Consider the following 22,670-nt stretch of genomic DNA (forward strand, 5'->3'; position numbering starts at 1 on the left):
AAGTACGTCCAGTACGAGGGTGATGCGGGCGCGCGCCGAGAGCACGCACCAGACGCCGCGGGCTGCTCCACGAAGATCCGCCGGACAGGCCCTAGCCGCGGCACGTCGATGAGTTCCGGACGCTTGCGCGGTCTACCCTTCACGGCACTTCGCCCCTGTACGTGAGGAGAGGACCATGCAGAAGGTCACCACGTTCCTGTGGTACCCGAAGGGCCTGATCGAGGAAGCGGCCGACTACTACGTCTCCGTCGTCGGCGGCGACTCGCGCGTCCTGGAGACCACCCGCTGGACCGCCGCGGGCCCCGGCGAGGAGGGCACGGCGATGACCGTACGGTTCCAGCTGGACGGCGCGGAGTACATCGCGTTCGACGGCGGGCCCGAGTTCACCTTCACCGAGGCCGTCTCGCTCTCCGTGGAGTGCGACTCCCAGGAGGAAGCGGACCGGCTGTGGCACGAGCTCAGCTCCGGCGGCGGCCAGGAGAGCCAGTGCGGCTGGCTCAAGGACAAGTACGGCCTCTCCTGGCAGATCGTCCCGCCGGGTCTCGTCGAGGCCCTGACCGACCCGGACCCCGAGAAGGCCGCCCGCGCGATGAAGGCCATGCTCGGCATGAAGCGCCTGGACGTCGAGGCCATCCGCAACGCCTGACCCCTGCCCGGCACTTGGGGTCAGGGGTGATCGATAGGGTCGGCCCCATGTCCCCTCGCTTCGTACTGCCGCCGCCCCCGCCGCCCGTGGAGATACGCTCCTGGCCCGACCGCGACGCGCTGCTCGCCGACCGCTCCTTCCTGCTCGGCGTGCTGGTGAAGGCCCACATCGGACCCGGCCGGCTCGGGCTGCTGTGGCTGTGGGGGGTGGTGGGTGCGATCGGCTGGTCGTTCATCGGGACGGCGGTCATCACCTTCGAGGAGTCGTACGACGTCGTCAGCGCGATCATGGGCGTGGTGATGATCGGACTGGGCGCCGCCGCCCTGATCCCGGCGGTGATCCTGGTCGTCGTCGGGCTGCGCCGGGACGCCGCGGTGCGCCGGCTGCTCACGCGGTGGGGCGAGCTCGACCGCGACCCCGCCCGCGACGCCGGACTCCGGCTGCCCGGCACGACGCTGGGGTGGCTGCTGCCCTCCTTCGTGCTCGGCGCGCTGGGGCTGTACATCTGCGTCGTCGTGCCCGCCGGAGGGGTCCGGGGCGAGGACACGTACGGGCTGATGGCGGTGATCATGGGGTACGGGCTGCTGGCCTGGCTCATCGGGCTCGTCGGCGTCTTCAAGGCGTTCTGGCACCGGCGCTGGATCGTGCGGACGCTGACCGGGGCGGCCGCGCCGGCGCCCGTGGTGTCCCGGGGCGGCGGCGTCCACCGCTGAGGGCCTTCCCGGCCGCCCCGGTGTGAGCCACCCGGGGGACCGCGCGTGCCCGGCGGCGGTGTCGGACCCGATGCCCCGTCACGTACTGGCAGTATCCGGCGCCATGCAGCCAGTACGACAAAAGGACAAATTGGCCATGAATGGGCGTGAACAGGGTGCGGTGGCGGGCGGGCGGCAGCGGGTACGGAGGCGCCTGAGGCGCGGGCCGGGTCACGGGGTCCTCGCCGCGCTCCTGGTCGCCGCCGCCGCGTCCGGCTGCGCGGCCGGGGGCGAGGACGCGGGCGCCGCCCGGAGCGCGAAGCTCCAGGCCGGCCAGGCGGACCCGCAGGCGGCCCCGGCCGCCGGTGCGCTGGGCACCCGCGCGGCGCAGGCGGAGCGGGCCGAGCTCGCCCAGGCCGCCCGCGCGGTCGCCGCCAAGAAGTGGGGCCTGGCGAGCACGCCGCTCGCCGCGCCCGTACCGCCCGCGAAGAAGCCGCACCTCACCACCCGCAAGGGATTCGAGGTCGAGGGCCAGGACGACTCGCTGCCGCCGGTCTTCACCCGGGTCCCCACCACGGACAAGGTCGTCTTCCTGACGATGGACGACGGGGACGACAAGGACCCCGAGCTGCTGAAGATGATGTCGGAGCTGAACATCCCGTACAGCGCCTTCCTCACCGACTACCTGGTGCGCGACGACTACACGTACTTCAAGGACGCCCAGTCCCGGGGGACCGTCCTCGGCAACCACACGCTCAACCACCGCTATCTGCCGGGCCTCTCCCACGACGAGCAGAAGCGCGAGATCTGCGGCCAGCAGGACATCCTCCAGGAGCAGTTCGGCAAGCGGCCCCGGCTCTTCCGCCCGCCGTACGGCAACTACAACACCGACACGCTGAAGGTCGCCAAGTCCTGCGGCATCACCGCCGTGCCGCTGTGGGAGGCGGAGGCGTTCCCCGACCACATGGAGTGGCGCGAGGAGGACCGGAAGCTGCACCCCGGTGACATCATCCTCACGCACTTCCGGGGCGAGGCGGACTGGAAGGGGAGCATGCCCGACCTGGTCCGGTCCGTCATGAAGGTCATCACGGACCAGGGGTACGCCGTGGCCCGCCTGGAGGACTACGTATAGGAAGCGGCGTACCCGCGGGTGCCGTCCCCCGGCTCCGGGTGGGCGTCCTCGTAGGCGTCGTGCCAGGCCGTCAGCGTGAGGACCAGCAGCAGGCATACGCCGATCAGCTGGACGACGCCCGCGATCGGCAGCCCGTGGCGCAGCAGCACCACCGCGATCACGCAGGCCACCGCCGTGACGGCGGCGAGGACGAGAGTGCCGGACCAGTCCATCCCGGGCGGTCCGGCCTCTGCCATGTCCGGGTTCGGCGGCCGGGGGGCGGAGCCCGCGTACGCGTAGAAGAAGACCGCGCTGATCACCCCCTCCAGGGCGATGAGCAGCACCCCGAGCACCACGTCGAGGCAGGTGGTCATCACCGGTCCGGGGCGCGACGGGGCCGGGCGGTCCGGGCCGGAGGTTCGTATGCGCATGCCGCCACCGTCCACCGGAACGGACCGGGCGGCCCCGGCGTTGTCCCTACGGTGTCCGGAACGTTGCCCGGTCGCAGCCGTACGGCTCCCGGGTACGCCACGAGGGGCGTGAATTGGCACTCCGCTTGACCGAGTGCTAATCGCGGTCATAGTCTCAGTGCTGGCACTCCCCACTGGAGAGTGCCAGCAGTACTGCGCGACCGGCAGGTCCGGCACCCGCGACGACGGGCCCACCTGGTCGCCACCCCAAAGACTGTTAAACCCCGTGAGATCTCCGAAGGGGGAGACCGGATCGTGTCGACCGCCAGCTCCAAGGTTGCGATCAAGCCGCTCGAGGACCGCATTGTGGTCCAGCCGCTCGACGCCGAGCAGACCACGGCCTCCGGCCTGGTTATCCCGGACACCGCCAAGGAGAAGCCCCAGGAGGGCGTCGTCCTGGCCGTGGGCCCGGGCCGCTTCGAGAACGGCGAGCGCCTGCCGCTCGACGTCAAGACCGGCGATGTCGTGCTGTACAGCAAGTACGGCGGCACCGAGGTGAAGTACAACGGCGAGGAGTACCTCGTCCTCTCGGCGCGCGACGTCCTCGCGATCATCGAGAAGTAATTCACCCACGTTTGCTTCTGTTCTGCGCCCCTGGCCCCCTGCGAACCAACAGCCGGGCGGCAGGGGCGCAGTTCTTGTTTTGAGAGGAAAAGTTCAGCTCCATGGCGAAGATCCTGAAGTTCGACGAGGACGCCCGTCGCGCCCTTGAGCGCGGCGTCAACAAGCTTGCCGACACGGTGAAGGTGACGATCGGCCCCAAGGGCCGCAACGTCGTCATCGACAAGAAGTTCGGTGCCCCCACCATCACCAACGACGGTGTCACCATCGCGCGCGAGGTCGAGCTGGACGACCCGTACGAGAACCTCGGCGCCCAGCTGGTGAAGGAGGTGGCGACCAAGACCAACGACGTCGCGGGTGACGGCACCACCACCGCCACCGTCCTCGCCCAGGCACTCGTCCGCGAGGGTCTGCGCAACGTCGCCGCCGGCGCCTCCCCGGCCGCCCTGAAGAAGGGCATCGACGCCGCGGTCAAGGCCGTGTCCGAGGAGCTCCTCGCGACCGCCCGCCCGATCGACGACAAGTCCGACATCGCCGCCGTGGCCGCGCTCTCCGCGCAGGACCCGCAGGTCGGCGAGCTCATCGCGGACGCGATGGACAAGGTCGGCAAGGACGGCGTCATCACCGTCGAGGAGTCCAACACCTTCGGTCTGGACCTCGACTTCACCGAGGGCATGGCCTTCGACAAGGGCTACCTGTCCCCGTACATGGTGACCGACCAGGAGCGTATGGAGGCCGTCCTCGACGACCCGTACATCCTGATCCACCAGGGCAAGATCGGCTCGATCCAGGAGCTGCTGCCGCTCCTGGAGAAGGTCATCCAGGCCGGTGGCTCCAAGCCGCTCCTGATCATCGCCGAGGACGTCGAGGGCGAGGCCCTGTCGACCCTGGTCGTCAACAAGATCCGCGGCACGTTCAACGCCGTCGCCGTCAAGGCGCCGGGCTTCGGTGACCGCCGCAAGGCCATGCTCGGCGACATCGCCACCCTCACCGGTGCGACCGTCATCGCCGAGGAGGTCGGCCTCAAGCTCGACCAGGCCGGTCTGGACGTGCTGGGCACCGCCCGCCGCGTGACCGTCACCAAGGACGACACCACCATCGTCGACGGTGGCGGCAAGTCCGACGAGGTCGCCGGCCGGGTCAACCAGATCAAGGCCGAGATCGAGGCCACGGACTCCGACTGGGACCGCGAGAAGCTCCAGGAGCGCCTGGCGAAGCTGGCCGGCGGGGTCTGCGTGATCCGCGTCGGTGCCGCCACCGAGGTCGAGCTCAAGGAGAAGAAGCACCGTCTGGAGGACGCCATCTCCGCGACCCGCGCCGCGGTCGAGGAGGGCATCGTCTCCGGTGGTGGCTCCGCCATCGTCCACGCCGTCAAGGTCCTCGAGGGCAACCTCGGCAAGACCGGCGACGAGGCCACCGGTGTCGCGGTCGTCCGCCGCGCCGCCGTCGAGCCGCTGCGCTGGATCGCAGAGAACGCCGGCCTGGAGGGTTACGTCATCACCTCCAAGGTCTCCGAGCTCGACAAGGGCCAGGGCTTCAACGCCGCCACCGGCGAGTACGGCGACCTGGTGAAGGCCGGCGTCATCGACCCGGTCAAGGTCACCCGCTCCGCCCTGGAGAACGCCGCGTCCATCGCGTCGCTGCTGCTCACGACCGAGACCCTGGTCGTCGAGAAGCCGGCCGAGGAGGAGCCGGAGGCCGCGGGCCACGGCCACGGTCACTCGCACTGACGCAGAGCGCGAAGAGGCCCGGCACCCCGCGAGGGGGGCCGGGCCTCCGTGCTTCACGCCGACCGGTCCAGCGCCGCCGGATGCACCCCCTCCGCGAACGGCCGCCCCTGGGCGTACCGCTCCAGCTCGTCCAGCGCGTGGTCGGTCATCCGGTGCAGTTCGTTGCCGAGGGAGCCTGCCACGTGCGGGGTCAGGAGGACGTTCGGGAGGTCGTACAACGGCGAGTCGGCGGGCGGCACTTCGGGGTCCGTCACGTCGAGTACGGCGTGCAGCCGGCCCGGGACCAGCTCCCGGAGGAGGGCCGCCTCGTCGATCAGGGAACCCCGGGCCGTGTTGATCAGCGTCGAGCCGGTCCGCATCAGGGCCAGCTGGCGGGCGCCGATCATGTGGTGGGTCCCGGGGAGCTGGGGGGCGTGCACGGAGACCACGTCGGCGCGGGTGCACAGCTCGTCCAGGGCGGCCGGTTCGACGCCGAGGCGCGCCGCCTCCTCCGCGGTGACGAACGGGTCGTACAGCAGGACCCGCAGGTCGAAGGGGCGGAGCAGTTCGATGACGCGGCGGCCGATGCGAGAGGCGCCGACGATGCCCACCGTGCGGCGGTAGTTGCCGGCCCCGTCCAGTTCGGCGCGCCAGTCGTGGTCGGCGCGGACCTCGCGGTAGACGTGGGCGGAGTGCGGGACGCGCTTGTTGGCCAGCAGGATCGTGGCCAGGGTGTACTCCGCCACCGGCAGGGCGTTGGCCCCGGCCGCCGAGGAGACGGCGAGGCCGCGCTCCCAGCAGGCGTCGGTGATGTGGTGCTTGACGGAGCCGGCCGCGTGGACCACCGCCTTGAGGCGGGGCGCGGCGGCGAGGACCTGCCCGGTGAGCGGGGTGGCGCCCCAGCAGGTGAACAGGACCTCCGCCTCGGCGAGCGCGGCGGCGACGCGGGGGTCCGGGCCGGCCAGGTCGTGGGCGACGAGGGCCGGGTCCGTACGGGCGAGGGCGGCGAGCCGGTCGCGGTGGCGCGGCGCGAAGAGACGCTCGTGGATGCCCGGGCCCATGGCGAGCAGGACCGAGGGCCGGGGGTCAGTGGTGGACTGCATGGTGGTGAACGACTCCCTTGAGATGAGCGCTACTTGACGCTGCCGGCGGTGAGTCCGGCCTTCCAGTGCCGTTGCAGGGAGACGAAGGCGACGATCAGCGGGATGACGGCGAGGAGGGACCCGGTGACGACGAGCGGGTAGAAGCTGGGCTCGCTGTGGGTGTTGGTGTTCCAGGAGTACAGACCGAGGCTCAGCGGGAAGAGGTCGCGGTCCGACAGCATCACCAGCGGGAGGAAGAAATTGTTCCAGATCGCGGTGAACTGGAAGAGGAAGACGGTCACGAACCCCGGCATCATCATCGGCAGCCCGATGGAGAAGAAGGTGCGCAGCTCTCCCGCGCCGTCGATCCGCGCGGCCTCCAGCGCCTCGCCCGGGATGTAGCCGGCGGAGAAGACCCGGGCGAGGTAGACGCCGAACGGGTTCACCAGGACGGGGATCAGCACCGCCCCGTACGTGTTGACGATGCCGAGCTTGCTGGCCAGCAGGTACATCGGCAGGGCCAGAGCCGTCGTGGGCACGAGCACGCCGAGCAGGACGAGACCGAACAGCTTCTCCTTGCCCCGGAACTCGTACTTGTCGAAGGCGTACCCGGCGGCGACGCAGATCAGCGAGCAGACCGCGGCGCCCACTCCCGCGTACAGCAGGCTGTTCCCGTACCAGCGGAAGTAGACGCCGTCCCCGTACGAGGCGATGTCGGAGAGGTTCTTCGAGAGGTCGAAGCCCTGGAAGGAGAAGGTGTCCCCGGCGAGCAGCGAGCCGGTGTCCTTGGTGGCGGCGGTGACCAGCCAGACGAGCGGGAAGAGCATGTAGAGGACGGCCAGCAGCAGCGCTCCGTTGACCGCGGCCTTCGACAGCCAGGGGTTCTTGCGGGTGGTGGTGCTCATGCGTGCGCGCCCTTCCGGCCGGTCAGGCGGGTGACGACGAAGGACAGCAGGGCCGCGGTGAGCGCCAGGAGTACGGAGGCGGCGGCCGCGAGTCCGAAGTCGTTACGGGCGAAGGCCGCGGTGTATGCGTACATGTTCGGTGTCCAGGAGGAGGAGACGGCGGACCCGGAGCCGGTGTTGAGGATCAGCGGCTCGGTGAAGAGCTGGAGCGAGCCGATGATCGTGAAGAGCACGACCATCACGACCGAGGAACGGATCAGCGGGAGCTTGATGCTGAACGCGATGCGCCCGCCGCTCGCCCCGTCCACCGTGGCCGCTTCGAGCACCGAGCGGTCGATGGCCTGCAGGGCGGCGTAGAAGATCACCATGTTGTAGCCGAGCCACTCCCACAGCGCGATGTTCACGATCGAGGGCAGCGCGCCACTCGGCGAGAAGAAGTCGAAGCCGATGCCTCCGGAGTGCATCGCGGAGACGACGGGGCTGAGACCGGGCGTGTAGAGGTACAGCCAGATCATCGCGGCGATGATGCCGGGCACGGCGTGCGGCAGGAACAGCGCGAGCTGGAAGAAGCGCCGGGCGCGGGCGAGCGCCGAGTCGAGCAGCAGGGCGAGCCCGAGGGCGCCGCCGACCATCAGCGGGATGTAGACGGCGCAGTAGCCGAGCAGGACGAGGAAGCCGTCGCGGAAGACCCGGTCACCCAGCGCCGCCGTGTAGTTGCCGAGTCCGGTGAAGACCGTCTCGGACCCGCCGAAGCCGAGCCCCGACTGCTGTTCGGTGAAGAGGCTGAGCCAGACCGCGTATCCGATCGGGATCAGCATCACCGCGGTGAACAGGACGAAGAACGGGGTCAGCAGGGCCGCGGCGGCGCGGGTGCGGGCTTTCATCCGGTCAGCCCTCGACCTTCAGGCCGCGCTTGGACAGCTCCGCTACGGTCGCGTCGTGGGCGGCCTGCACGGCGTCGGGGATGGTGGTGCCGCCCCCGGCGAGCTTGCCGAAGCGGTCCTTGAGCGTGGTGTTGGTGGTGCCCATCGCGGGGCCCCAGGTCCAGCCCTGCTTGATCGCGGCGCCGCCGTCCTCGAAGACCTGGTAGATGTCCTGGCCGCCGTAGAACGTGGTGTCGAACGCCTTCTTCGCGGCCGGGCGCAGGCCGAGGGCGGCCGGGAAGGCGCTGGAGGTGCCGGAGGAGATACGGGCCTTGATGCCGTCCTCCGTGGTGGTCATCCAGGTCGCGAACTCGACGGCCGCGGCGGCCTTCTCGCTGTTCTTCGGCACGGCGAAGGTGGTCCCGCCGAGCATGCCGCCGGCGGGCTCGCCGTCCCACGTCGGGATCGGGGCGACGGCCCACTTGCCGCTCTGCTCGGGCAGGGTGGAGCCGAGGACGCCGCCGCCCCAGGAGGCGCCGAGGTAGCCGATGGTGCCGCCGGTCTTCAGGGAGTTGGTCCAGGCGGGCGAGAAGGACGCGTCGGTGCGGACCAGGCCGTCCTTCACCAGGCCCTGCCAGTAGTCGGCGACCTCGGTGGTGGCGGCGTCGGTGGTGTCGACCTTCCAGGTGTCGCCCTCGGTCTTGAACCACTGGGCGCCGGCCTGCCAGACCATCGCCTCGAAGGTGGTCGGGTCGTCCGGGAAGAAGGTGCCGATGCGGGCCTTGGCGTCGGCCTTCTTCACCTTCTGGGCGGCGGACCTGAACTCGTCCCAGGTCCTGGGGACGTCGATGCCGTACTTGGTGAAGAGGTCCTTGCGGTAGAAGAACGCCTGCGGCGCGGCGTCGAAGGGGACGGCCCAGCTCTTGCCGCCGAGCGTGGTCTGCTCGATCGCCTGCGGGAGGAACTTCTTCTTCACGTCCTCGGTGAGGTACGCGCCGATGTCCTGGAACCCGCCCTGGCTGACGTACTCGGGGAGCTGCGGGTACTCGACGGAGACCAGGTCGGGGGCGTTGCCCGCCTTGATCGCGTTGGAGATCTTGGCGTAGCCGCCGGCGTTCCCGGACGGGGTCTCCTCGAACTTCACATGGATGTTCTTGTGCGAGGCGTTGAACGCGTCCACGACCTCCTTGGTGCCCTTGGCCCAGCCCCAGAAGGTGATGGTCACGGGCTTGGCGGCGCTGCCGGTGCCGCCGTCCCCGGAGTCGTCCCCGCCCCCACCGCAGGCCGTGACGACGGCGAGGGCGGTGACGGCTCCGGCTATGGAAAGAGTCGTTCTGCTCCAACTGCGGTTCACGACGGGCTCCTGGGTCGACGGTGACAGGGACGTTGGGCGTGATCCTTGGTCCACCGATGACCGAAGTCAAGAGCGAAAGATTGATTGATCGAGAAAAGATCAGAAAGTTATCGAGCGGTCGACGCCCGCACCCGCAGCCGCGGCAGCAGCGCCAGATGCCTGCCCGGCTCGTCCCCGTCCCGTCCGGGACCGTCCGGCCCGGCCCCGTCCCGCCCGGCCCCGAGCCGGCCGATCAGCAGCTCCGTCGCGTACCGCCCCACGTGGCGCTTGGGCGGGCTGACCGCGGTGAGCGGGATGTCGCCCAGCGCCGCCACCTCGTCGTCGTACGCGATCACCGCCAGGTCCTCCGGCACCCGCACGCCCAGCTCGGACAGGCGCTGCACCAGGTGGATCGCGTCCACGTCGTTGTGCACCACCACCGCCGCGGCCCGGCCGGAGGCCACCGCGTCGCGCACCTCGCGCACCGCCTCCTCGAAGCGCTCCGGGTCCACCTCGGGCCCGGAGGTCCCGATCATCGCCGGGGCGCCGTCCGCCAGCCCCAGCACCGCGAGCGCGTCCTCGTACCCGGAGCGCACCGCGAGCGCGGTCGGGCTGTCGGCGCGGGCCACCAGGAGCGGGGTGCCGCGGCCGAGCCCGATCAGATGGCGCACCGCGAGCAGCACCCCGTGCCGGTGGTCGGAGCAGACCCGGTCCAGGCCGTCCAGCGGCGACCCGGGCGCCGGGGTGCGCTCCAGCAGCACGGCGGGCACCGGCAGCTCCGCCATCCAGTCCCCGTACGCCGCCTGGTCCTCGGCGCCCCGCCAGGCCGGGGCGATGAGCAGCCCCTCGGCCCCGGAGGCGAGCAGCCCCTCGGCGCGCGCCCGGTCCCCCTCGGGCCGGTAGTCGGAGATCCGCAGCACGAGCCGGCCCCCGGCCCGCGCGGCCGCCTCGTGCGCACCGCGGATGACCTCGGCGAAGTAGTACGTCGCCGAGGGGGCGATCAGCCCGAGCACCGGGCCGCCGCCCGGCCCGGGGGCGGCGGGGGCGGACGCGTCCCGGGGCCAGGAGACCGAGCCGTGGACCCGGTCCAGCAGCCCGCGCTCGGCCAGCGCCTCGGCGTCGCGGCGCGCCGTCACGGGGGAGACCCCCAGCAGGCCGGCCAGATCGGAGACGCGGGCCGAGCCGCGCTCCCGTACCAGGGCCAGAAGTCGGTCATGACGTTCAGCTGCACTCTCGCGCACGGCGGCAGTCCCCTTGAAGATCGCGATGTGGTGGCTCGGCTCGCCAGACCCTAATCCACTGTGATCGATTGATGGAAGTTTCGATCATTCGCTACTTCGCCCTTGACGTTCGATCAATCCGCGGTTCAGGATTCCCGGCGACGCCGAAGTCCGCCTCCCCTGGGAGCATCATGCCCACGACGAGTCCGTACACGGGGTACACCCGTGCCGATTGGGAACGGGCGGCCGACCGGCTCCTGCTCGCGGTACGCCCCCACGCCTCGCCCCGCCACGGCCGCATCGATCTCCCCGGCCCCCGGCCGAGCCGGTCCGGACCCCTCTCCGACGGCCTCGAAGGCTACGCCCGCACCTGGCTGCTCGCCGCGCTGCGGACCGCGGGGGCGCGCGGCGAGGACCCGCACGGCTTCCTCGGCCGGTACGCGGAAGGGCTCGCCGCCGGCACGTCGGACCCGGCGGGCAGTCCCGACGCCTGGCCCCGGATCGCGGACGTCCCCCAGGCCGTCGTGGAATCCGCCTCCGTCGCCCTGGGCCTGCGCCTCACCCGCCCCTGGCTCTGGGACACGCTGGACGACCGCACCCGGCAACGCGCCGTCGACTGGCTCCTGCCCGCCCTCGGCACCTCCCCGGTGAACAACAACTGGTGGTTCTTCGGACTCACCGTCGCCGGCTTCCTCCAGGACGCCGGCATCGAGACCGACCGGGCCCGGCGGACCGTCGACCGCGCGCTGGACCACGTGGAGGACTGGTACCTGGGCGACGGCTGGTACAGCGACGGCCCGAACCGCTCCTTCGACCACTACAACGCCTGGGCGATGCACTTCTACCCCGTCCTGCACGCCCACCTCGCCGGCGACCGGGACCTCCTGGACCGCTACGGCCCCCGCCTGCGCCGCCACCTGGACGACTACAGCCGCATGTTCGGCGCGGACGGCGCCCCCATGCCGTTCGGCCGCTCCCTCGTCTACCGCTTCGCCGCCGCGGCGGCCCCCTGGCTCGGCGCGCTGACCGGCCACACCCCGCTCACCCCGGGCGCCACCCGCCGCCTCGCCTCGGGCACCCTCCGCCACTTCCTGGACCGGGGCGCCACCGACCGGGACGGCCTCCTCACCCTCGGCTGGCACCACCCGTACGCACCCATGCTCCAGGCGTACTCCGGGCCCGCCTCCCCGTACTGGGCCTCCAAGGGCTTCCTCGGACTCCTGATGCCGGCGGACCACCCCGTCTGGACGGCCCCCGAAGAGCCGCTGCCCGCCGAGCGGGAGGACGCCGTGACCGTCCTCGGCCCGACCGGGATGCTCCTCCAGTCCACCGCCGCGGACGGCCTCGTCCGGCTCCACAACCACGGCTCGAACCACGTGGGCGACGAGGAGGACCCCGGCTACGCCCGCTTCGCGTACTCCACCCGGACCGGCCCCACGCACGGACCCGCCGAGCGCGACAACCACTTCGCGCTGCTCCCCGGCGGCGAGCCGACCGCCCGCCTCGCCGCCGACCCGCTCGGCCCCGGCGCCTCCGCGCACACCCCGTGCCCCGGCGTCCGCGTCGTCTCCGCCACCCTCGCCCACGGCCGCGCCGAGGTCCGCGCGCACCTGGTCACGGGCGCGCCCGACGGCACACCCGTCCGCCAGACGGGGTGGGCAGCCGGGGACGACCGGACGCTCACCGCCCAGCTCCACCCGGTGCACGGCTACCGGGCCGGGGTCCGCGAACTGCCCGGCGGGGACACCATGTTCGGCGAGACCTCCGGACTCCTGGCCCTCGAGGGCGCCACCGCCGGGCCCCGGTCCCTGTTCGTCGCCCTCGCCTCACTCACCGGCGAGGCGGACCCGGCACCCGTCGGGACCCTCGCGGACGTCCACGTACAGAGCCCCCACGAGATCCGGGTGACCTGGTACGACGGCAGCACCGCCGTACTCCGGCTCCCGGCGGAGTGACCGGAGCGGCGGGCGCGGCACCCGCGCGCCTACTGCGGACCGTACTTGCGGCCCGTCCGGGAGGTCAGCCCGCCGAGCAGGCCGCGCGGCGTCAGCTTCACCGCGCCCATCAGCACCTTGTAGCGCGGGTCCGGGACCGACACCGACTTCCCGCGCGCCAGGTCCGCGAGCGCCGCGCTCACCAGCTTGTCCGCGTCGAGCCACATCCAGCCCGGGATGTTGCCGGTGCCCATCCCGGCCCGCTGGTGGAACTCCGTACGCACGAACCCCGGGCACAGCGCCATCAGCCGCACCCCGGACCCGGCCAGGTCCTTCGCCGCGCCCTGGCTGAACTGCACGACCCACGCCTTCGACGCCCCGTACGTGCCGCGCGGCACGAACGCCGCCACCGAGGCCACGTTGACGATGCCGCCCCGGCCGCGCTCCCGCATCGGGGCCGCCGCGGCCGAGGTCAGCCGCAGCACCGCCTCGCAGTGCACCTTCAGCATCGTCAGCTCGTCGGCCATCGGGACCTCCAGATAGCGCCCCTTGTTGCCGAAGCCCGCGTTGTTCACCAGCAGGTCGACCGGGTGCCGGGCGTCCCCGAGGCGTTCCTCGACCGCGCGGATGCCCTGGTCCTCGGACAGGTCGGCCCGCAGCACCTCGGCCTCGATGCCGTGCTTGTCGTGCAGCTCGGTCGCCTGCTCGCGCAGCCGCTCCGCGTCCCGGGCCACCAGGACCAGGTCGTACCCGTCGGCGGCGAGCCGCCGGGCGAAGGCGGCACCGATACCCGCCGTCGCGCCCGTGATCAGTGCAGTCGTCATACGCGGCACGGTAGAGCATCCGGAAACGGCGCCCCCCGGCGCTCCCGCCCGCTCAGGAAGCGGTGAGCTCCGCCGCGTACGCCCGTGCCTTGCGCAGCGTCGACGGGGTCAGCGCCCCGCCCGCCGGAAGCAGCAGCGGCAGCAGGTCGCGCCGGGTCGTCACGGCCCGGAACTGCAGCTCCACCGTCACCTCGTGGTCCGGCCGGTGCACGATCTCGACCGGGTCGCCCGCCCGCACGGACCCCGGCGTGATCACCCGCAGGTACGCCCCCGGTGCCGCCGCCTCCGTGAACCGCTTCACCCAGCGGGCCTCGCCGAGGTGGCCCTGGAACGTACGGCACGGGATGCGGCCGGAGGCGACCTCCAGGACCAGCTCCCCGCCGATCCGCCAGCGCTCGCCGATCAGGGCCTCGCCGACCCGGAGCCCCGCCGTGGTCAGGTTCTCGCCGAACGAACCGTTGGCCAGCGGGCGGCCCAGCTCCCGTTCCCAGGCGTCCAGGTCCTCCCGGGCGAAGGCGTACACCGCCTGGTCCGAGCCGCCGTGGTGGCGCAGGTCGCACACCGCGTCCCCGGCGAGACCGCTGCCGCCCTCACCCCTGGGGCCGGGATCGGAGACCCGGACGGGCCCGGCCACGGGCCGCTTGTCGATTCCGGTCCTGCCGCCCGGGGCATCGGTGTGGGACGCCGGGGTGGGACGCCCCGCGTTCACGGTCAGCACAGTCCTCGCGGTCATACCGGAACGGTATCCAAGGCCGGCCCAAAGCCGCACGTCGATACTTCGCGATCGACCCAAGCATTGCTTATGCTGGAGGGGTGATCGAAGCCCGCCACCTCCGCGTCCTGCGCGCTGTCGCCACCACCGGCTCCTTCTCCGCCGCCGCCCGCGAGCTGGGCTGCACCCAGCCCGCCGTCAGCCAGCAGATGAAGGCCCTGGAGTCCTCGGCGGGGACCACGCTGCTCATCCGGACCGGCCGCGAGATGCGGCTGACGGAGGCGGGCGAGGCGCTGGTGCGGCACGCCTCCGGCATCCTCGCCGGGCTCACCGCCGCCGAGGAGGAGGTCGCCGCGATCGCCGGACTGCGGGCCGGCCGGGTCCGGCTCGTCTCGTTCCCCAGCGGCAGTTCGTCGCTGGTCCCGGGCGCCCTCGCCGCCCTGCGCGCCGCCCACCCCGGCACGCGGGTCTCCCTCGTGGAGGCCGAGCCGCCCCGGTCGGTGGAGATGCTGCGGGACGGCGACTGCGACATCGCGCTCGCCTTCCGGTACGGCGAACCGGGCGCCGAGTGGGACGACCTGGTGGTCCGCCCGCTGCTCACCGACCGGCTCACGGGCCTGGTCCCCGAGGGGCACGCGCTGGCGGACCGGGACGAGGTCGGCATCGCGGAGCTGGCCGGGGAGCCCTGGATCGCCGGGTGCCCCCGGTGCCGCAGGCAGCTGGTGGAGGTGTGCGAGGAGTCCGGGTTCACCCCGCGCATCGACTTCGCCACCGACGACTACCCGGCGGTGATCGGCCTGGTCGGCGCGGGCCTGGGGGTCGCGGTGCTGCCGGCGCTGGCCATCGAGTCGGTACGCCGCCGGGGGGCCAGGACCGTCACGGTGGTGCCGGCCATCGAGCGCGAGATCGTCGCGCTGACCCTGCCCGACCTGGCCAGGGTCCCGGCGGTGGCGGCCACCCTGGACCACCTGGCACTGGCATCTTCCAGCCCTGCGAAATCCAGCCCCGCCGGCGTTTGAGGCGCGGGGCCCGGGGCGGAGCCCCGGTTCCAGGAAGGGGCGGGGTGGGGTGAAGAAACGTTTCTCCCTCGATACGCGCAGCGACGGTCACCCATCCCCCGGCGTCGCCGCCGGCGCCGCCGCGGTGATCAGCCGATTGCGCGCGCGCCCCATCAGTTCCTCGCGCTCGTCCTCGGTGAGCCCGCCCCACACCCCGTAGGGCTCGCGAACGGCCAGCGCGTGCGCCGCGCACTCCGCGCGTACGGGGCACCGCATGCAGACCTCCTTCGCGGAGGTCTCACGGGCGCTCCGGGCGGCACCACGTTCCCCCTCGGGGTGGAAGAAGAGGGAGCTGTCGACCCCGCGGCAGGCCGCCAGCAGCTGCCAGTCCCACAGATCGGCGTTGGGTCCGGGAAGTCGGGAGAAATCGGCCATTGCTTGTCCCCTCGAAACCGTGCTGAGTCGGAAGCGTCGTGTGTGTCGTGGGTGGGTGCTCGTCGATGACCGCGTACAAAACCGTACATCTACGGTGTTAGTAGATGTAAATATGACTGATTGCGAATCTAGCCACAGACACCACCAAAAGGGAAGAAATCCCGCTAAATGGGGCACGGCTCCGTCAAAAGTTTCGGTTGACGACTGGACGACCCGTGGCGCTCTGCTCCGTGAGCGCTTACTCACGTAGAGTGCCGAACTCGGTCTTCCGACCCGTAACTCTTTCGAGTGACCATCGTTGAGAGTGCGGAGGCGGTTGGCAGAAAGAGCGATCGGGCAGATGTCCGAGAGCGTCAACCGCACAGGTGACGACTTGTAACAGCCTGGAGGCTCAAGGTGACGCGCATCAGCTGCGGAGGGCGGTCATGACTTCCGTCCTCGTCTGCGACGACTCCCCGCTTGCCCGAGAAGCGCTCCGTCGCGCGGTCGCGACCGTGCCCGGCGTCGAGCGTGTGACGACGGCCGCCAACGGCGAGGAAGTCCTCCGCCGCTGGGGTGCCGACCGTTCGGATCTGATTCTCATGGACGTACGCATGCCCGGCCTCGGGGGGGTGGAGACGGTCCGCCGGCTGCTCTCCGCCGACCCCGGCGCCCGGATCATCATGCTGACCGTCGCCGAGGACCTGGACGGCGTCGCGCTCGCGGTCGCCGCCGGTGCCCGCGGCTATCTGCACAAGGACGCCTCCCGGGCCGAGCTCCGGGCGACCGTCACCCAGGCGCTGGCCGACCCGACGTGGCGGCTCGCCCCGCGCCGGCTGCGGTCGGCCGAGATGGGTGCGGCGCCCACGCTCACGGCACGCGAGATCCAGGTGCTGGAGGGGATGAGCCACGGCCGCTCCAACGCGGAGATCGGCCGCGAGCTGTTCCTCTCCGAGGACACGGTGAAGACGCACGCCCGGCGGCTCTTCAAGAAGCTCGGCGCCTCGGACCGCGCCCACGCGGTGGCCCTGGGCTTCCGATGGGGTCTGGTGCGCTGACAGTCGGCCCGGGCCCGCGGGCCCGGGCGCAGGGGGTGCGGCGCAAGCCGTACCCCGCCGATCCGGCGGTATGTGACGCTTCCCGGCCGATGCCGCATCCTTGAGACGTGGAGTTCCTCGGGAACGATTCGGTCGAGCGGAAGGGGAGGGCGCAGGACATGACTTCCGGCGCACCCGCTCATAACGCTTCGGTGCACAACTACGGACGCGGTGCCGCGGATGAAGCGGGGCCGGGGCACCATGGTTCGATGCGCGACGACGGGACGACGGTGATCGGTGCCCTGGTGCACCGCGCCGTCGAGGGCGACGCGCAGGCCACCCACGACCTGCTGGCCCACGTCCACCCGCTCGCCCTGCGCTACTGCCGGTCCCGGCTGAACCGGCTGCCCGGTGACGCCCGCCACTTCACGGAGGACCTGGCGCAGGAGGTGTGCGTCGCCGTGCTCATGGCGCTGCCGCGCTACAAGGACACGGGCAGACCCTTCGAAGCCTTCGTCTTCGCCATCGCCGGTCACAAGGTGGCCGACCTCCAGCGCGCCGCGATGCGGCAGCCCGGCTCGACGGCCGTGCCCTCCGACGAAATGCCGGAGCGCCCCGACGACTCGCTCGGGCCCGAGGAGCGCGCGCTGCTCAGCAGCGATGCCGCCTGGGCCAAGAAGCTCCTGGCCAACCTCCCGGAGAACCAGCGCGAACTGCTCGTGCTGCGCGTCGCCGTCGGGCTGACCGCCGAGGAGACCGGGCAGATGCTCGGCATGTCCCCGGGAGCCGTCCGGGTCGCCCAGCACCGTGCGCTGAGCCGGCTGCGGGCCCTCGCCGAACAGTGAGTCCGGCGGTGCACCGAGGGGCGGGCCGAGCGGGCGGGCCCGGCCCTCGGAGACGTACGCCACAGCCGTAGAAAGCTACAGAAACAGCGGGTGATCTTGCTCGTGGAATGAGACGCCTCCCGAGCCCGTTAGCATGGACATCCGCACCGATCAAGGCCATTTGGGGAAGGTGTCATGACTGCAAACGTCGACGGAGTGCCCGAGAAATTCGCGACGCTCGGGCTGACATACGACGACGTGCTGCTGCTGCCGGGCGCATCCGAAGTGCTGCCCAACGCGGTCGACACCTCGACGCTCATCTCGCGCAACGTCCGCGTCAACATCCCGCTGCTGTCCGCCGCCATGGACAAGGTCACCGAGGCCCGCATGGCCATCGCGATGGCCCGGCAGGGCGGCGTCGGCGTGCTGCACCGAAACCTCTCGGTCGAGGACCAGGTCAACCAGGTCGACCTGGTCAAGCGGTCCGAGTCCGGCATGGTCACCGACCCGATCACGGTCGGCCCGGACGCCACGCTCGGCGAGGCGGACGCGCTCTGCGCCAAGTTCCGGATCAGCGGCGTCCCGGTCACCGACCAGGCGGGCAAGCTGCTCGGCATCGTCACCAACCGCGACATGGCGTTCGAGTCGGACCGCTCGCGCCAGGTGCGCGAGGTCATGACGCCGATGCCGCTGGTCACCGGCAGGGTCGGCATCTCCGGTGTGGACGCCATGGAGCTGCTGCGCCGCCACAAGATCGAGAAGCTGCCGCTGGTGGACGAGGCGGGCCTCCTCAAGGGCCTCATCACGGTCAAGGACTTCAAGAAGGCCGAGCAGTACCCGAACGCGGCCAAGGACGCCGACGGCCGGCTGCTCGTCGGCGCCGCCGTGGGCGCCAGCCCCGAGGCGCTGGACCGCGCCCAGGCGCTGGCCGAGGCGGGCGTCGACTTCCTGATCGTGGACACCTCGCACGGCCACAACAGCAACGCGCTCAACTGGATGTCCAAGATCAAGTCGGCCGTGGGCATCGACGTGATCGGCGGCAACGTGGCGACCCGCGACGGCGCCCAGGCCCTGATCGACGCCGGCGTGGACGGCGTCAAGGTCGGCGTCGGCCCCGGCTCCATCTGCACGACCCGCGTCGTCGCCGGCATCGGCGTCCCGCAGGTCACCGCGATCTACGAGGCCGCGCTGGCCGCCCGTGCGGCGGGCGTCCCGGTCATCGGCGACGGCGGCCTCCAGTACTCCGGCGACATCGGTAAGGCGCTCGCCGCCGGTGCCGACAGCGTGATGCTGGGCTCGCTCCTCGCGGGCTGCGAGGAGTCCCCCGGCGAGCTGCTGTTCATCAACGGCAAGCAGTTCAAGTCGTACCGGGGCATGGGCTCGCTGGGCGCGATGCAGTCCCGCGGCCAGGGCCGCTCCTACTCCAAGGACCGGTACTTCCAGGCCGAGGTCGCCTCGGACGACAAGCTCGTCCCCGAGGGCATCGAGGGCCAGGTGCCCTACCGCGGCCCCCTCGCCAACGTGCTGCACCAGCTCGTCGGCGGCCTCCGCCAGACCATGGGCTACGTGGGCGCCGCGACCGTGGACGAGATGGAGAGCAAGGGCCGCTTCGTGCGGATCACCTCGGCGGGCCTCAAGGAGAGCCACCCGCACGACATCCAGATGACGGTCGAGGCACCGAACTACAGCAGGAAGTAACGCGAGGACGCAGGTGAGGGGCGGACCGGGGTTCCCCGGACCGCCCCCTGGACCGGCGGCCGCATGGGGGGCGGCGTCGCGGGGCTGGGCACGCGCATCTGCGGCGTTGTCGTCAATCACCAACGCTCCTTCCCCAAGTTCTCGGCTGCGCTCGAACAGGGGAGGCCCCATCTGCCTCAATCCTCCGCCTTGCAGCTGCACGCACCCAGCCCCGCTCCTTCCTCCACCCCCCATGCGGCCGCCGGTCCGGCATGTGTCGGGGATACTGGACAGCGCAGACGCAGAGGGAAAGGCCACATCATCGTGACTGAGATCGAGATCGGGCGCGGCAAGCGCGGCCGCCGGGCATACGCATTCGACGACATCGCCGTCGTCCCGAGCCGCCGGACCCGCGACCCGAAGGAGGTCTCGATCGCCTGGCAGATCGACGCCTACCGCTTCGAGCTGCCGTTCCTGGCCGCCCCCATGGACTCCGTGGTGTCCCCGCAGCACGCCATCCGCATCGGCGAGCTCGGCGGCCTCGGCGTCCTCAACCTGGAAGGGCTGTGGACCCGGCACGAGGACCCGCAGCCGCTGCTCGACGAGATCGCGGAGATGCCCGTCGAGACCGCGACGCGCCGCCTCCAGGAGATCTACTCCGCGCCGATCCAGGAGGAGCTGATCGGGCAGCGCATCAAGGAGGTGCGCGACTCCGGGGTGGTCACCGCCGCCGCGCTCTCCCCGCAGCGCACCGCCCAGTTCTCCAAGGCCGTGGTCGACGCGGGCGTGGACATCTTCGTCATCCGGGGCACCACGGTCTCCGCCGAGCACGTCTCGGGCGCCGCCGAGCCGCTGAACCTGAAGCAGTTCATCTACGAGCTGGACGTCCCGGTGATCGTCGGCGGCTGCGCCACGTACACGGCGGCCCTGCACCTGATGCGTACCGGCGCGGCCGGTGTCCTCGTCGGCTTCGGCGGCGGCGCCGCCCACACCACGCGCAACGTGTTCGGCATCCAGGTCCCGATGGCGACCGCGGTCGCCGACGTGGCCGGTGCCCGCCGCGACTACATGGACGAGTCCGGCGGCCGGTACGTGCACGTCATCGCGGACGGCGGCGTCGGCTGGTCCGGCGACCTGCCGAAGGCCATCGCCTGCGGCGCGGACGCCGTGATGATGGGCTCCCCGCTGGCCCGCGCGACGGACGCGCCGGGCCGGGGACGGCACTGGGGCATGGAGGCCGTCCACGAGGACGTGCCGCGCGGCAAGCTGGTGGACCTGGGCTCGGTCGGGACGACCGAGGAGGTCCTGACCGGCCCCTCGCACACCCCGGACGGCTCGATGAACATCTTCGGCGCGCTGCGCCGGGCGATGGCTACCACGGGTTACAGCGACCTCAAGGAGTTCCAGCGCGTCGAGGTGACGGTCGCGGACTCCCAGCACCGCCGCTGAGTTCGTCCGTACGGACGCCGGAGGGCCCGGACCGCGATGGCGGTCCGGGCCCTCCGGGGTGTCACGGCCGGGTGGACCGTGACTAGTCGGCCATCTTGCGGGCCGTGGAGAACGCCACCACGGCGGCGATCACGAAGAAGACGAAGCTCATGGCGTCGGCTGCTTCCTTCCACGCCGTGTTCAGGTCACCGAAGTGGTCGAACAGGATGTCCGTGACCGGCATGCCGAACTGCTTGTTGATCATGATCGCGGCGCCCAGCATCTGCCCGAGGTAGACACCCAGCAGCGAGAAGAGGCCGCTGAGGACCGGCAGAGCGGGGTTGCGCCCGCCGAGCTTTCCGGCCGCGAAGCCGACGAGAGCGCCGACGCCCACGGCCGCGTAGCCGATCTCGTGCTCCGTGGCACCGATGATCGCGCCGTAGATGCCGGCCGCGACGAGGGCCGCGACGAGCGCGACGACGACACCGAGCGCGACGTTGTCACGCGCCGGCGGGGCCGGGGTGAACGGCGCGGGGCCGCCGCCGAACGGGGCGCCGGGCTGCTGGCCGGCGAACGGGTTGCCGCCCTGGGGCTGGCCGCCGTAGGGCTGGTTCGGCGGTGGTACGGACTGGCTCATGCTGGGTTCTCCCCCTGGGGACGGCTACGCACTGCTGTGCGAAGAGTGACGCCGCAGGCTAGCAGTCGGTTCCGACATCGGCCCACCGAAATCCTTGGGGGAACTGGGCTGAGGGCCCGTCATCACAGTCGGTGGGCGGCTCCGGCGGGGGTCGCGCCACGGGTGTCCAGGAGGAGTTGCGCCTTCACCGCGAGGCCCTGGAGGTCGTACGTGCGGTGGTGCTGGAGCAGCACTGTGAGGTCCGCGCCGGCGGCGGCCTCGTAGAGCGAATCGGCGCGGGGGACGGGGAGTTGGCGGACGCGCCAGTCCAGGACGTGCGGGTCGTGGAAGCCGATCTGGGCGCCCATGTCCATCAGCCGGGTGGCGATCTCGCGGGCGGGTGACGCCTCCTGGTCGGCGAGGTCCGGCTTGTAGGTGACGCCGAGCAGGAGGACGCGCGCGCCGCGCACCGCCTTCCCGTGTTCGTTGAGGAGGGTGGCGCAGCGCTGGATCACGTACTGCGGCATCCGCTCGTTGATCTCCTGCGCCAGCGAGACCATCCGCAGCGGGGGGCCGGGGGTGCGGTGGTGGTACGGGAGATGGCCCGGGTCGACCGGGGCGCCGTGGCCGCCGACGCCGGGGCCCGGGCGGAAGGGCTGGAAGCCGAAGGGCTTGGTCTCGGCGCACCGGATGACGTCCCAGAGGTCGACGCCCAGATCGTGGCAGAGCACCGCCATCTCGTTCACCAGGGCGATGTTGACGTACCGGAAGTTGGTCTCCAGGACCTTCGTCATCTCGGCCTCGCGGGTGCCCCGGGCCCGGACCACCTTGTCGGTCAGCCGGCCGTAGAAGGCGGCGGCGGACTCGGTGCAGGCGGGGGTGAGGCCGCCGATGACCTTGGGGGTGTTGGCGTAGATGTGGGTGCGGTTGCCGGGGTCGAGCCGGCTGGGGGAGTGCGCGAGGTGGAAGTCGCGCCCGCCGCGCAGGCCCGAGCCCTCCTCCAGGATCGGGAGCAGGAAGCCCTCCGTGGTGCCCGGGGGCACGGCCGATTCGAGGAGCACGGTGGTGTGCGGGCGCAGCCGGGCGGCCAGGGCGCGGGCCGCGTCGGCGACGGCGCTCAGGTCGAGCGTGCGGTCGGGGCCGAGCGGGGTGGGCGCGCAGATCACGGCGGTGCGGACGCGGCCCAGCTCGGCCTGATCGGTGGTGGGCCGGAAGCCCAGCGAGAGCATGCGGCGGATGTCGGACGCCGGCAGCGATCCCTCGACCGGGGCGCGGCCCGCGGCGACCTCCGCGAAGGCCCGGGGGTCGGTGTCATAGCCGATGGTCTGGATACCGGCGTGGACGGCGGCCTGGGCGAGGGGCAGGCCGAGGTGACCGAGTCCGATGACGGCGAGGTCTGCAGGCACTGGGTGGGCCGTCCTTCCCTTAAGACCAGGAGGCAGAAAGCGCAACCGCTGTGGACAGCGCTATGTCAGGTTAGGCGTAAATATGACCGATATGCCGCATTGTGCGGCCCTTGTCGTCCGGGTGTTGTCCACAGGCGGTGGCTGAAGTCGCGCGGCGCGGACAGAATCGATCTGTGGGCACGGGCGCCGAACGCATGGTCGGGGCCGC

The 22,670-nt window shown here is 71.6% G+C and carries 22 protein-coding genes; 11 read left to right on the forward strand and 11 right to left on the reverse strand.

Annotated features, from left to right (window positions below; all coding sequences use genetic code 11):
- The first annotated feature begins 175 nt into the window (after positions 1-175).
- The 3 genes from ACFUJY_RS34280 (at position 176) to ACFUJY_RS34290 (ending at position 2,470) form a co-directional block, all read left to right on the forward strand.
- Positions 176-646 (forward strand): VOC family protein, encoded by a 471-nt coding sequence (locus ACFUJY_RS34280; RefSeq protein ID WP_383306947.1) that lies wholly within the window; start codon positions 176-178, stop codon positions 644-646.
- 47 nt (positions 647-693) lie between these two features.
- Positions 694-1,359 carry a hypothetical protein gene (locus tag ACFUJY_RS34285; protein ID WP_383306949.1) on the forward strand — a complete coding sequence of 222 codons (666 nt, stop codon included), beginning with the start codon at positions 694-696 and terminating at the stop codon, positions 1,357-1,359.
- A 136-nt stretch (positions 1,360-1,495) separates the two neighbouring features.
- Entirely contained in the window at positions 1,496-2,470 is a 975-nt protein-coding gene (locus ACFUJY_RS34290; RefSeq protein ID WP_383306951.1) for a polysaccharide deacetylase family protein, read from the forward strand.
- Here the strand turns inward: ACFUJY_RS34290 and ACFUJY_RS34295 are convergent.
- On the reverse strand, positions 2,461-2,880 hold the full coding sequence (locus tag ACFUJY_RS34295; RefSeq protein WP_383306953.1) for a DUF6234 family protein: 420 nt from the start codon (positions 2,878-2,880) through the stop codon (positions 2,461-2,463). The two genes, ACFUJY_RS34290 and ACFUJY_RS34295, sit on opposite strands and share 10 nt — an antisense overlap.
- Positions 2,881-3,174: 294 nt before the next feature.
- Between ACFUJY_RS34295 and groES the strand changes: the two genes are divergently transcribed.
- The gene (gene groES / locus ACFUJY_RS34300) at positions 3,175-3,483 is read left to right on the forward strand and encodes a co-chaperone GroES (protein WP_018101172.1); all 309 of its coding nucleotides are present in this window, start codon (positions 3,175-3,177) and stop codon (positions 3,481-3,483) included.
- A 101-nt stretch (positions 3,484-3,584) separates the two neighbouring features.
- Positions 3,585-5,210, forward strand: a complete 1,626-nt coding sequence (gene groL, locus ACFUJY_RS34305; protein WP_365678491.1) for a chaperonin GroEL — start codon at positions 3,585-3,587, stop codon at positions 5,208-5,210.
- Positions 5,211-5,263: 53 nt separating this feature from the next.
- Here groL and ACFUJY_RS34310 read toward each other — a convergent pair whose 3' ends face one another.
- From ACFUJY_RS34310 to ACFUJY_RS34330, 5 genes are all read right to left on the reverse strand, one after another.
- A complete protein-coding gene (locus tag ACFUJY_RS34310) occupies positions 5,264-6,292 on the reverse strand; it encodes a hydroxyacid dehydrogenase (protein WP_383306956.1) in 1,029 nt (342 codons plus the stop codon).
- Between the two features lie 29 nt (positions 6,293-6,321).
- Entirely contained in the window at positions 6,322-7,176 is an 855-nt protein-coding gene (locus ACFUJY_RS34315; protein WP_383306957.1) for a carbohydrate ABC transporter permease, read from the reverse strand.
- On the reverse strand, positions 7,173-8,060 hold the full coding sequence (locus ACFUJY_RS34320; protein ID WP_383306959.1) for a carbohydrate ABC transporter permease: 888 nt from the start codon (positions 8,058-8,060) through the stop codon (positions 7,173-7,175). The genes ACFUJY_RS34315 and ACFUJY_RS34320 overlap by 4 nt, the downstream gene beginning before the upstream one ends.
- A gap of 4 nt (positions 8,061-8,064) precedes the next feature.
- Positions 8,065-9,393 carry an ABC transporter substrate-binding protein gene (locus ACFUJY_RS34325; protein ID WP_383306961.1) on the reverse strand — a complete coding sequence of 443 codons (1,329 nt, stop codon included), beginning with the start codon at positions 9,391-9,393 and terminating at the stop codon, positions 8,065-8,067.
- 107 nt (positions 9,394-9,500) lie between these two features.
- A complete protein-coding gene (locus ACFUJY_RS34330; RefSeq protein ID WP_383306963.1) occupies positions 9,501-10,613 on the reverse strand; it encodes a substrate-binding domain-containing protein in 1,113 nt (370 codons plus the stop codon).
- A 170-nt stretch (positions 10,614-10,783) separates the two neighbouring features.
- Between ACFUJY_RS34330 and ACFUJY_RS34335 the strand changes: the two genes are divergently transcribed.
- Positions 10,784-12,547: a DUF2264 domain-containing protein gene (locus ACFUJY_RS34335; protein ID WP_383306965.1), complete on the forward strand. Its 1,764-nt coding sequence runs from the start codon at positions 10,784-10,786 to the stop codon at positions 12,545-12,547.
- Positions 12,548-12,576: 29 nt separating this feature from the next.
- Here the strand turns inward: ACFUJY_RS34335 and ACFUJY_RS34340 are convergent, their stop codons facing one another.
- Both ACFUJY_RS34340 and ACFUJY_RS34345 read right to left on the reverse strand, forming a co-directional pair.
- The gene (locus ACFUJY_RS34340; protein WP_383306967.1) at positions 12,577-13,350 is read right to left on the reverse strand and encodes an SDR family NAD(P)-dependent oxidoreductase; all 774 of its coding nucleotides are present in this window, start codon (positions 13,348-13,350) and stop codon (positions 12,577-12,579) included.
- Positions 13,351-13,402: 52 nt separating this feature from the next.
- Entirely contained in the window at positions 13,403-14,083 is a 681-nt protein-coding gene (locus ACFUJY_RS34345; RefSeq protein ID WP_383306969.1) for an MOSC domain-containing protein, read from the reverse strand.
- A gap of 80 nt (positions 14,084-14,163) precedes the next feature.
- On the opposite strand from ACFUJY_RS34345, the gene ACFUJY_RS34350 reads away from it, so the two are divergent.
- Entirely contained in the window at positions 14,164-15,081 is a 918-nt protein-coding gene (locus ACFUJY_RS34350; RefSeq protein WP_383306971.1) for a LysR family transcriptional regulator, read from the forward strand.
- A gap of 87 nt (positions 15,082-15,168) precedes the next feature.
- Here the strand turns inward: ACFUJY_RS34350 and ACFUJY_RS34355 are convergent, their stop codons facing one another.
- A complete protein-coding gene (locus ACFUJY_RS34355; RefSeq protein WP_383306973.1) occupies positions 15,169-15,495 on the reverse strand; it encodes a WhiB family transcriptional regulator in 327 nt (108 codons plus the stop codon).
- 425 nt (positions 15,496-15,920) lie between these two features.
- On the opposite strand from ACFUJY_RS34355, the gene ACFUJY_RS34360 reads away from it, so the two are divergent.
- The 4 genes from ACFUJY_RS34360 (at position 15,921) to ACFUJY_RS34375 (ending at position 20,461) form a co-directional block, all read left to right on the forward strand.
- Positions 15,921-16,532: a response regulator transcription factor gene (locus tag ACFUJY_RS34360; protein WP_003948568.1), complete on the forward strand. Its 612-nt coding sequence runs from the start codon at positions 15,921-15,923 to the stop codon at positions 16,530-16,532.
- Positions 16,533-16,780: 248 nt separating this feature from the next.
- On the forward strand, positions 16,781-17,356 hold the full coding sequence (locus ACFUJY_RS34365) for a sigma-70 family RNA polymerase sigma factor (RefSeq protein ID WP_383306975.1): 576 nt from the start codon (positions 16,781-16,783) through the stop codon (positions 17,354-17,356).
- Positions 17,357-17,530: 174 nt separating this feature from the next.
- Entirely contained in the window at positions 17,531-19,033 is a 1,503-nt protein-coding gene (gene guaB, locus ACFUJY_RS34370; protein WP_383306977.1) for an IMP dehydrogenase, read from the forward strand.
- 303 nt (positions 19,034-19,336) lie between these two features.
- Positions 19,337-20,461 carry a GuaB3 family IMP dehydrogenase-related protein gene (locus ACFUJY_RS34375; protein ID WP_018101158.1) on the forward strand — a complete coding sequence of 375 codons (1,125 nt, stop codon included), beginning with the start codon at positions 19,337-19,339 and terminating at the stop codon, positions 20,459-20,461.
- Between the two features lie 82 nt (positions 20,462-20,543).
- On the opposite strand, the gene ACFUJY_RS34380 is transcribed toward ACFUJY_RS34375, so the two are convergent.
- Both ACFUJY_RS34380 and ACFUJY_RS34385 read right to left on the reverse strand, forming a co-directional pair.
- Entirely contained in the window at positions 20,544-21,077 is a 534-nt protein-coding gene (locus ACFUJY_RS34380) for a hypothetical protein (RefSeq protein ID WP_383306980.1), read from the reverse strand.
- Positions 21,078-21,199: 122 nt separating this feature from the next.
- Positions 21,200-22,462 carry a nucleotide sugar dehydrogenase gene (locus ACFUJY_RS34385; RefSeq protein ID WP_383306982.1) on the reverse strand — a complete coding sequence of 421 codons (1,263 nt, stop codon included), beginning with the start codon at positions 22,460-22,462 and terminating at the stop codon, positions 21,200-21,202.
- Positions 22,463-22,670: the final 208 nt, after the last annotated feature.

This window comes from Streptomyces sp. NPDC057249, from assembly GCF_042669245.1.
In the GTDB taxonomy this organism is placed as follows: domain Bacteria; phylum Actinomycetota; class Actinomycetes; order Streptomycetales; family Streptomycetaceae; genus Streptomyces.

Excerpts from the sequence above, each read along its gene's own strand:
- ACFUJY_RS34280 (WP_383306947.1), top strand. The coding sequence starts at position 176 with ATGCAGAAGGTCACCACGTTCCTGTGGTACCCGAAGGGCCTGATCGAG.
- ACFUJY_RS34285 (WP_383306949.1), top strand. The coding sequence starts at position 694 with ATGTCCCCTCGCTTCGTACTGCCGCCGCCCCCGCCGCCCGTGGAGATA.
- ACFUJY_RS34290 (WP_383306951.1), top strand. The coding sequence starts at position 1,496 with ATGAATGGGCGTGAACAGGGTGCGGTGGCGGGCGGGCGGCAGCGGGTA.
- ACFUJY_RS34295 (WP_383306953.1), bottom strand. The coding sequence starts at position 2,880 with ATGCGCATACGAACCTCCGGCCCGGACCGCCCGGCCCCGTCGCGCCCC.
- groL (WP_365678491.1), top strand. The coding sequence starts at position 3,585 with ATGGCGAAGATCCTGAAGTTCGACGAGGACGCCCGTCGCGCCCTTGAG.
- ACFUJY_RS34310 (WP_383306956.1), bottom strand. The coding sequence starts at position 6,292 with ATGCAGTCCACCACTGACCCCCGGCCCTCGGTCCTGCTCGCCATGGGC.
- ACFUJY_RS34315 (WP_383306957.1), bottom strand. The coding sequence starts at position 7,176 with ATGAGCACCACCACCCGCAAGAACCCCTGGCTGTCGAAGGCCGCGGTC.
- ACFUJY_RS34320 (WP_383306959.1), bottom strand. The coding sequence starts at position 8,060 with ATGAAAGCCCGCACCCGCGCCGCCGCGGCCCTGCTGACCCCGTTCTTC.
- ACFUJY_RS34335 (WP_383306965.1), top strand. The coding sequence starts at position 10,784 with ATGCCCACGACGAGTCCGTACACGGGGTACACCCGTGCCGATTGGGAA.
- ACFUJY_RS34340 (WP_383306967.1), bottom strand. The coding sequence starts at position 13,350 with ATGACGACTGCACTGATCACGGGCGCGACGGCGGGTATCGGTGCCGCC.
- ACFUJY_RS34345 (WP_383306969.1), bottom strand. The coding sequence starts at position 14,083 with ATGACCGCGAGGACTGTGCTGACCGTGAACGCGGGGCGTCCCACCCCG.
- ACFUJY_RS34355 (WP_383306973.1), bottom strand. The coding sequence starts at position 15,495 with ATGGCCGATTTCTCCCGACTTCCCGGACCCAACGCCGATCTGTGGGAC.
- ACFUJY_RS34360 (WP_003948568.1), top strand. The coding sequence starts at position 15,921 with ATGACTTCCGTCCTCGTCTGCGACGACTCCCCGCTTGCCCGAGAAGCG.
- ACFUJY_RS34365 (WP_383306975.1), top strand. The coding sequence starts at position 16,781 with ATGCGCGACGACGGGACGACGGTGATCGGTGCCCTGGTGCACCGCGCC.
- guaB (WP_383306977.1), top strand. The coding sequence starts at position 17,531 with ATGACTGCAAACGTCGACGGAGTGCCCGAGAAATTCGCGACGCTCGGG.
- ACFUJY_RS34380 (WP_383306980.1), bottom strand. The coding sequence starts at position 21,077 with ATGAGCCAGTCCGTACCACCGCCGAACCAGCCCTACGGCGGCCAGCCC.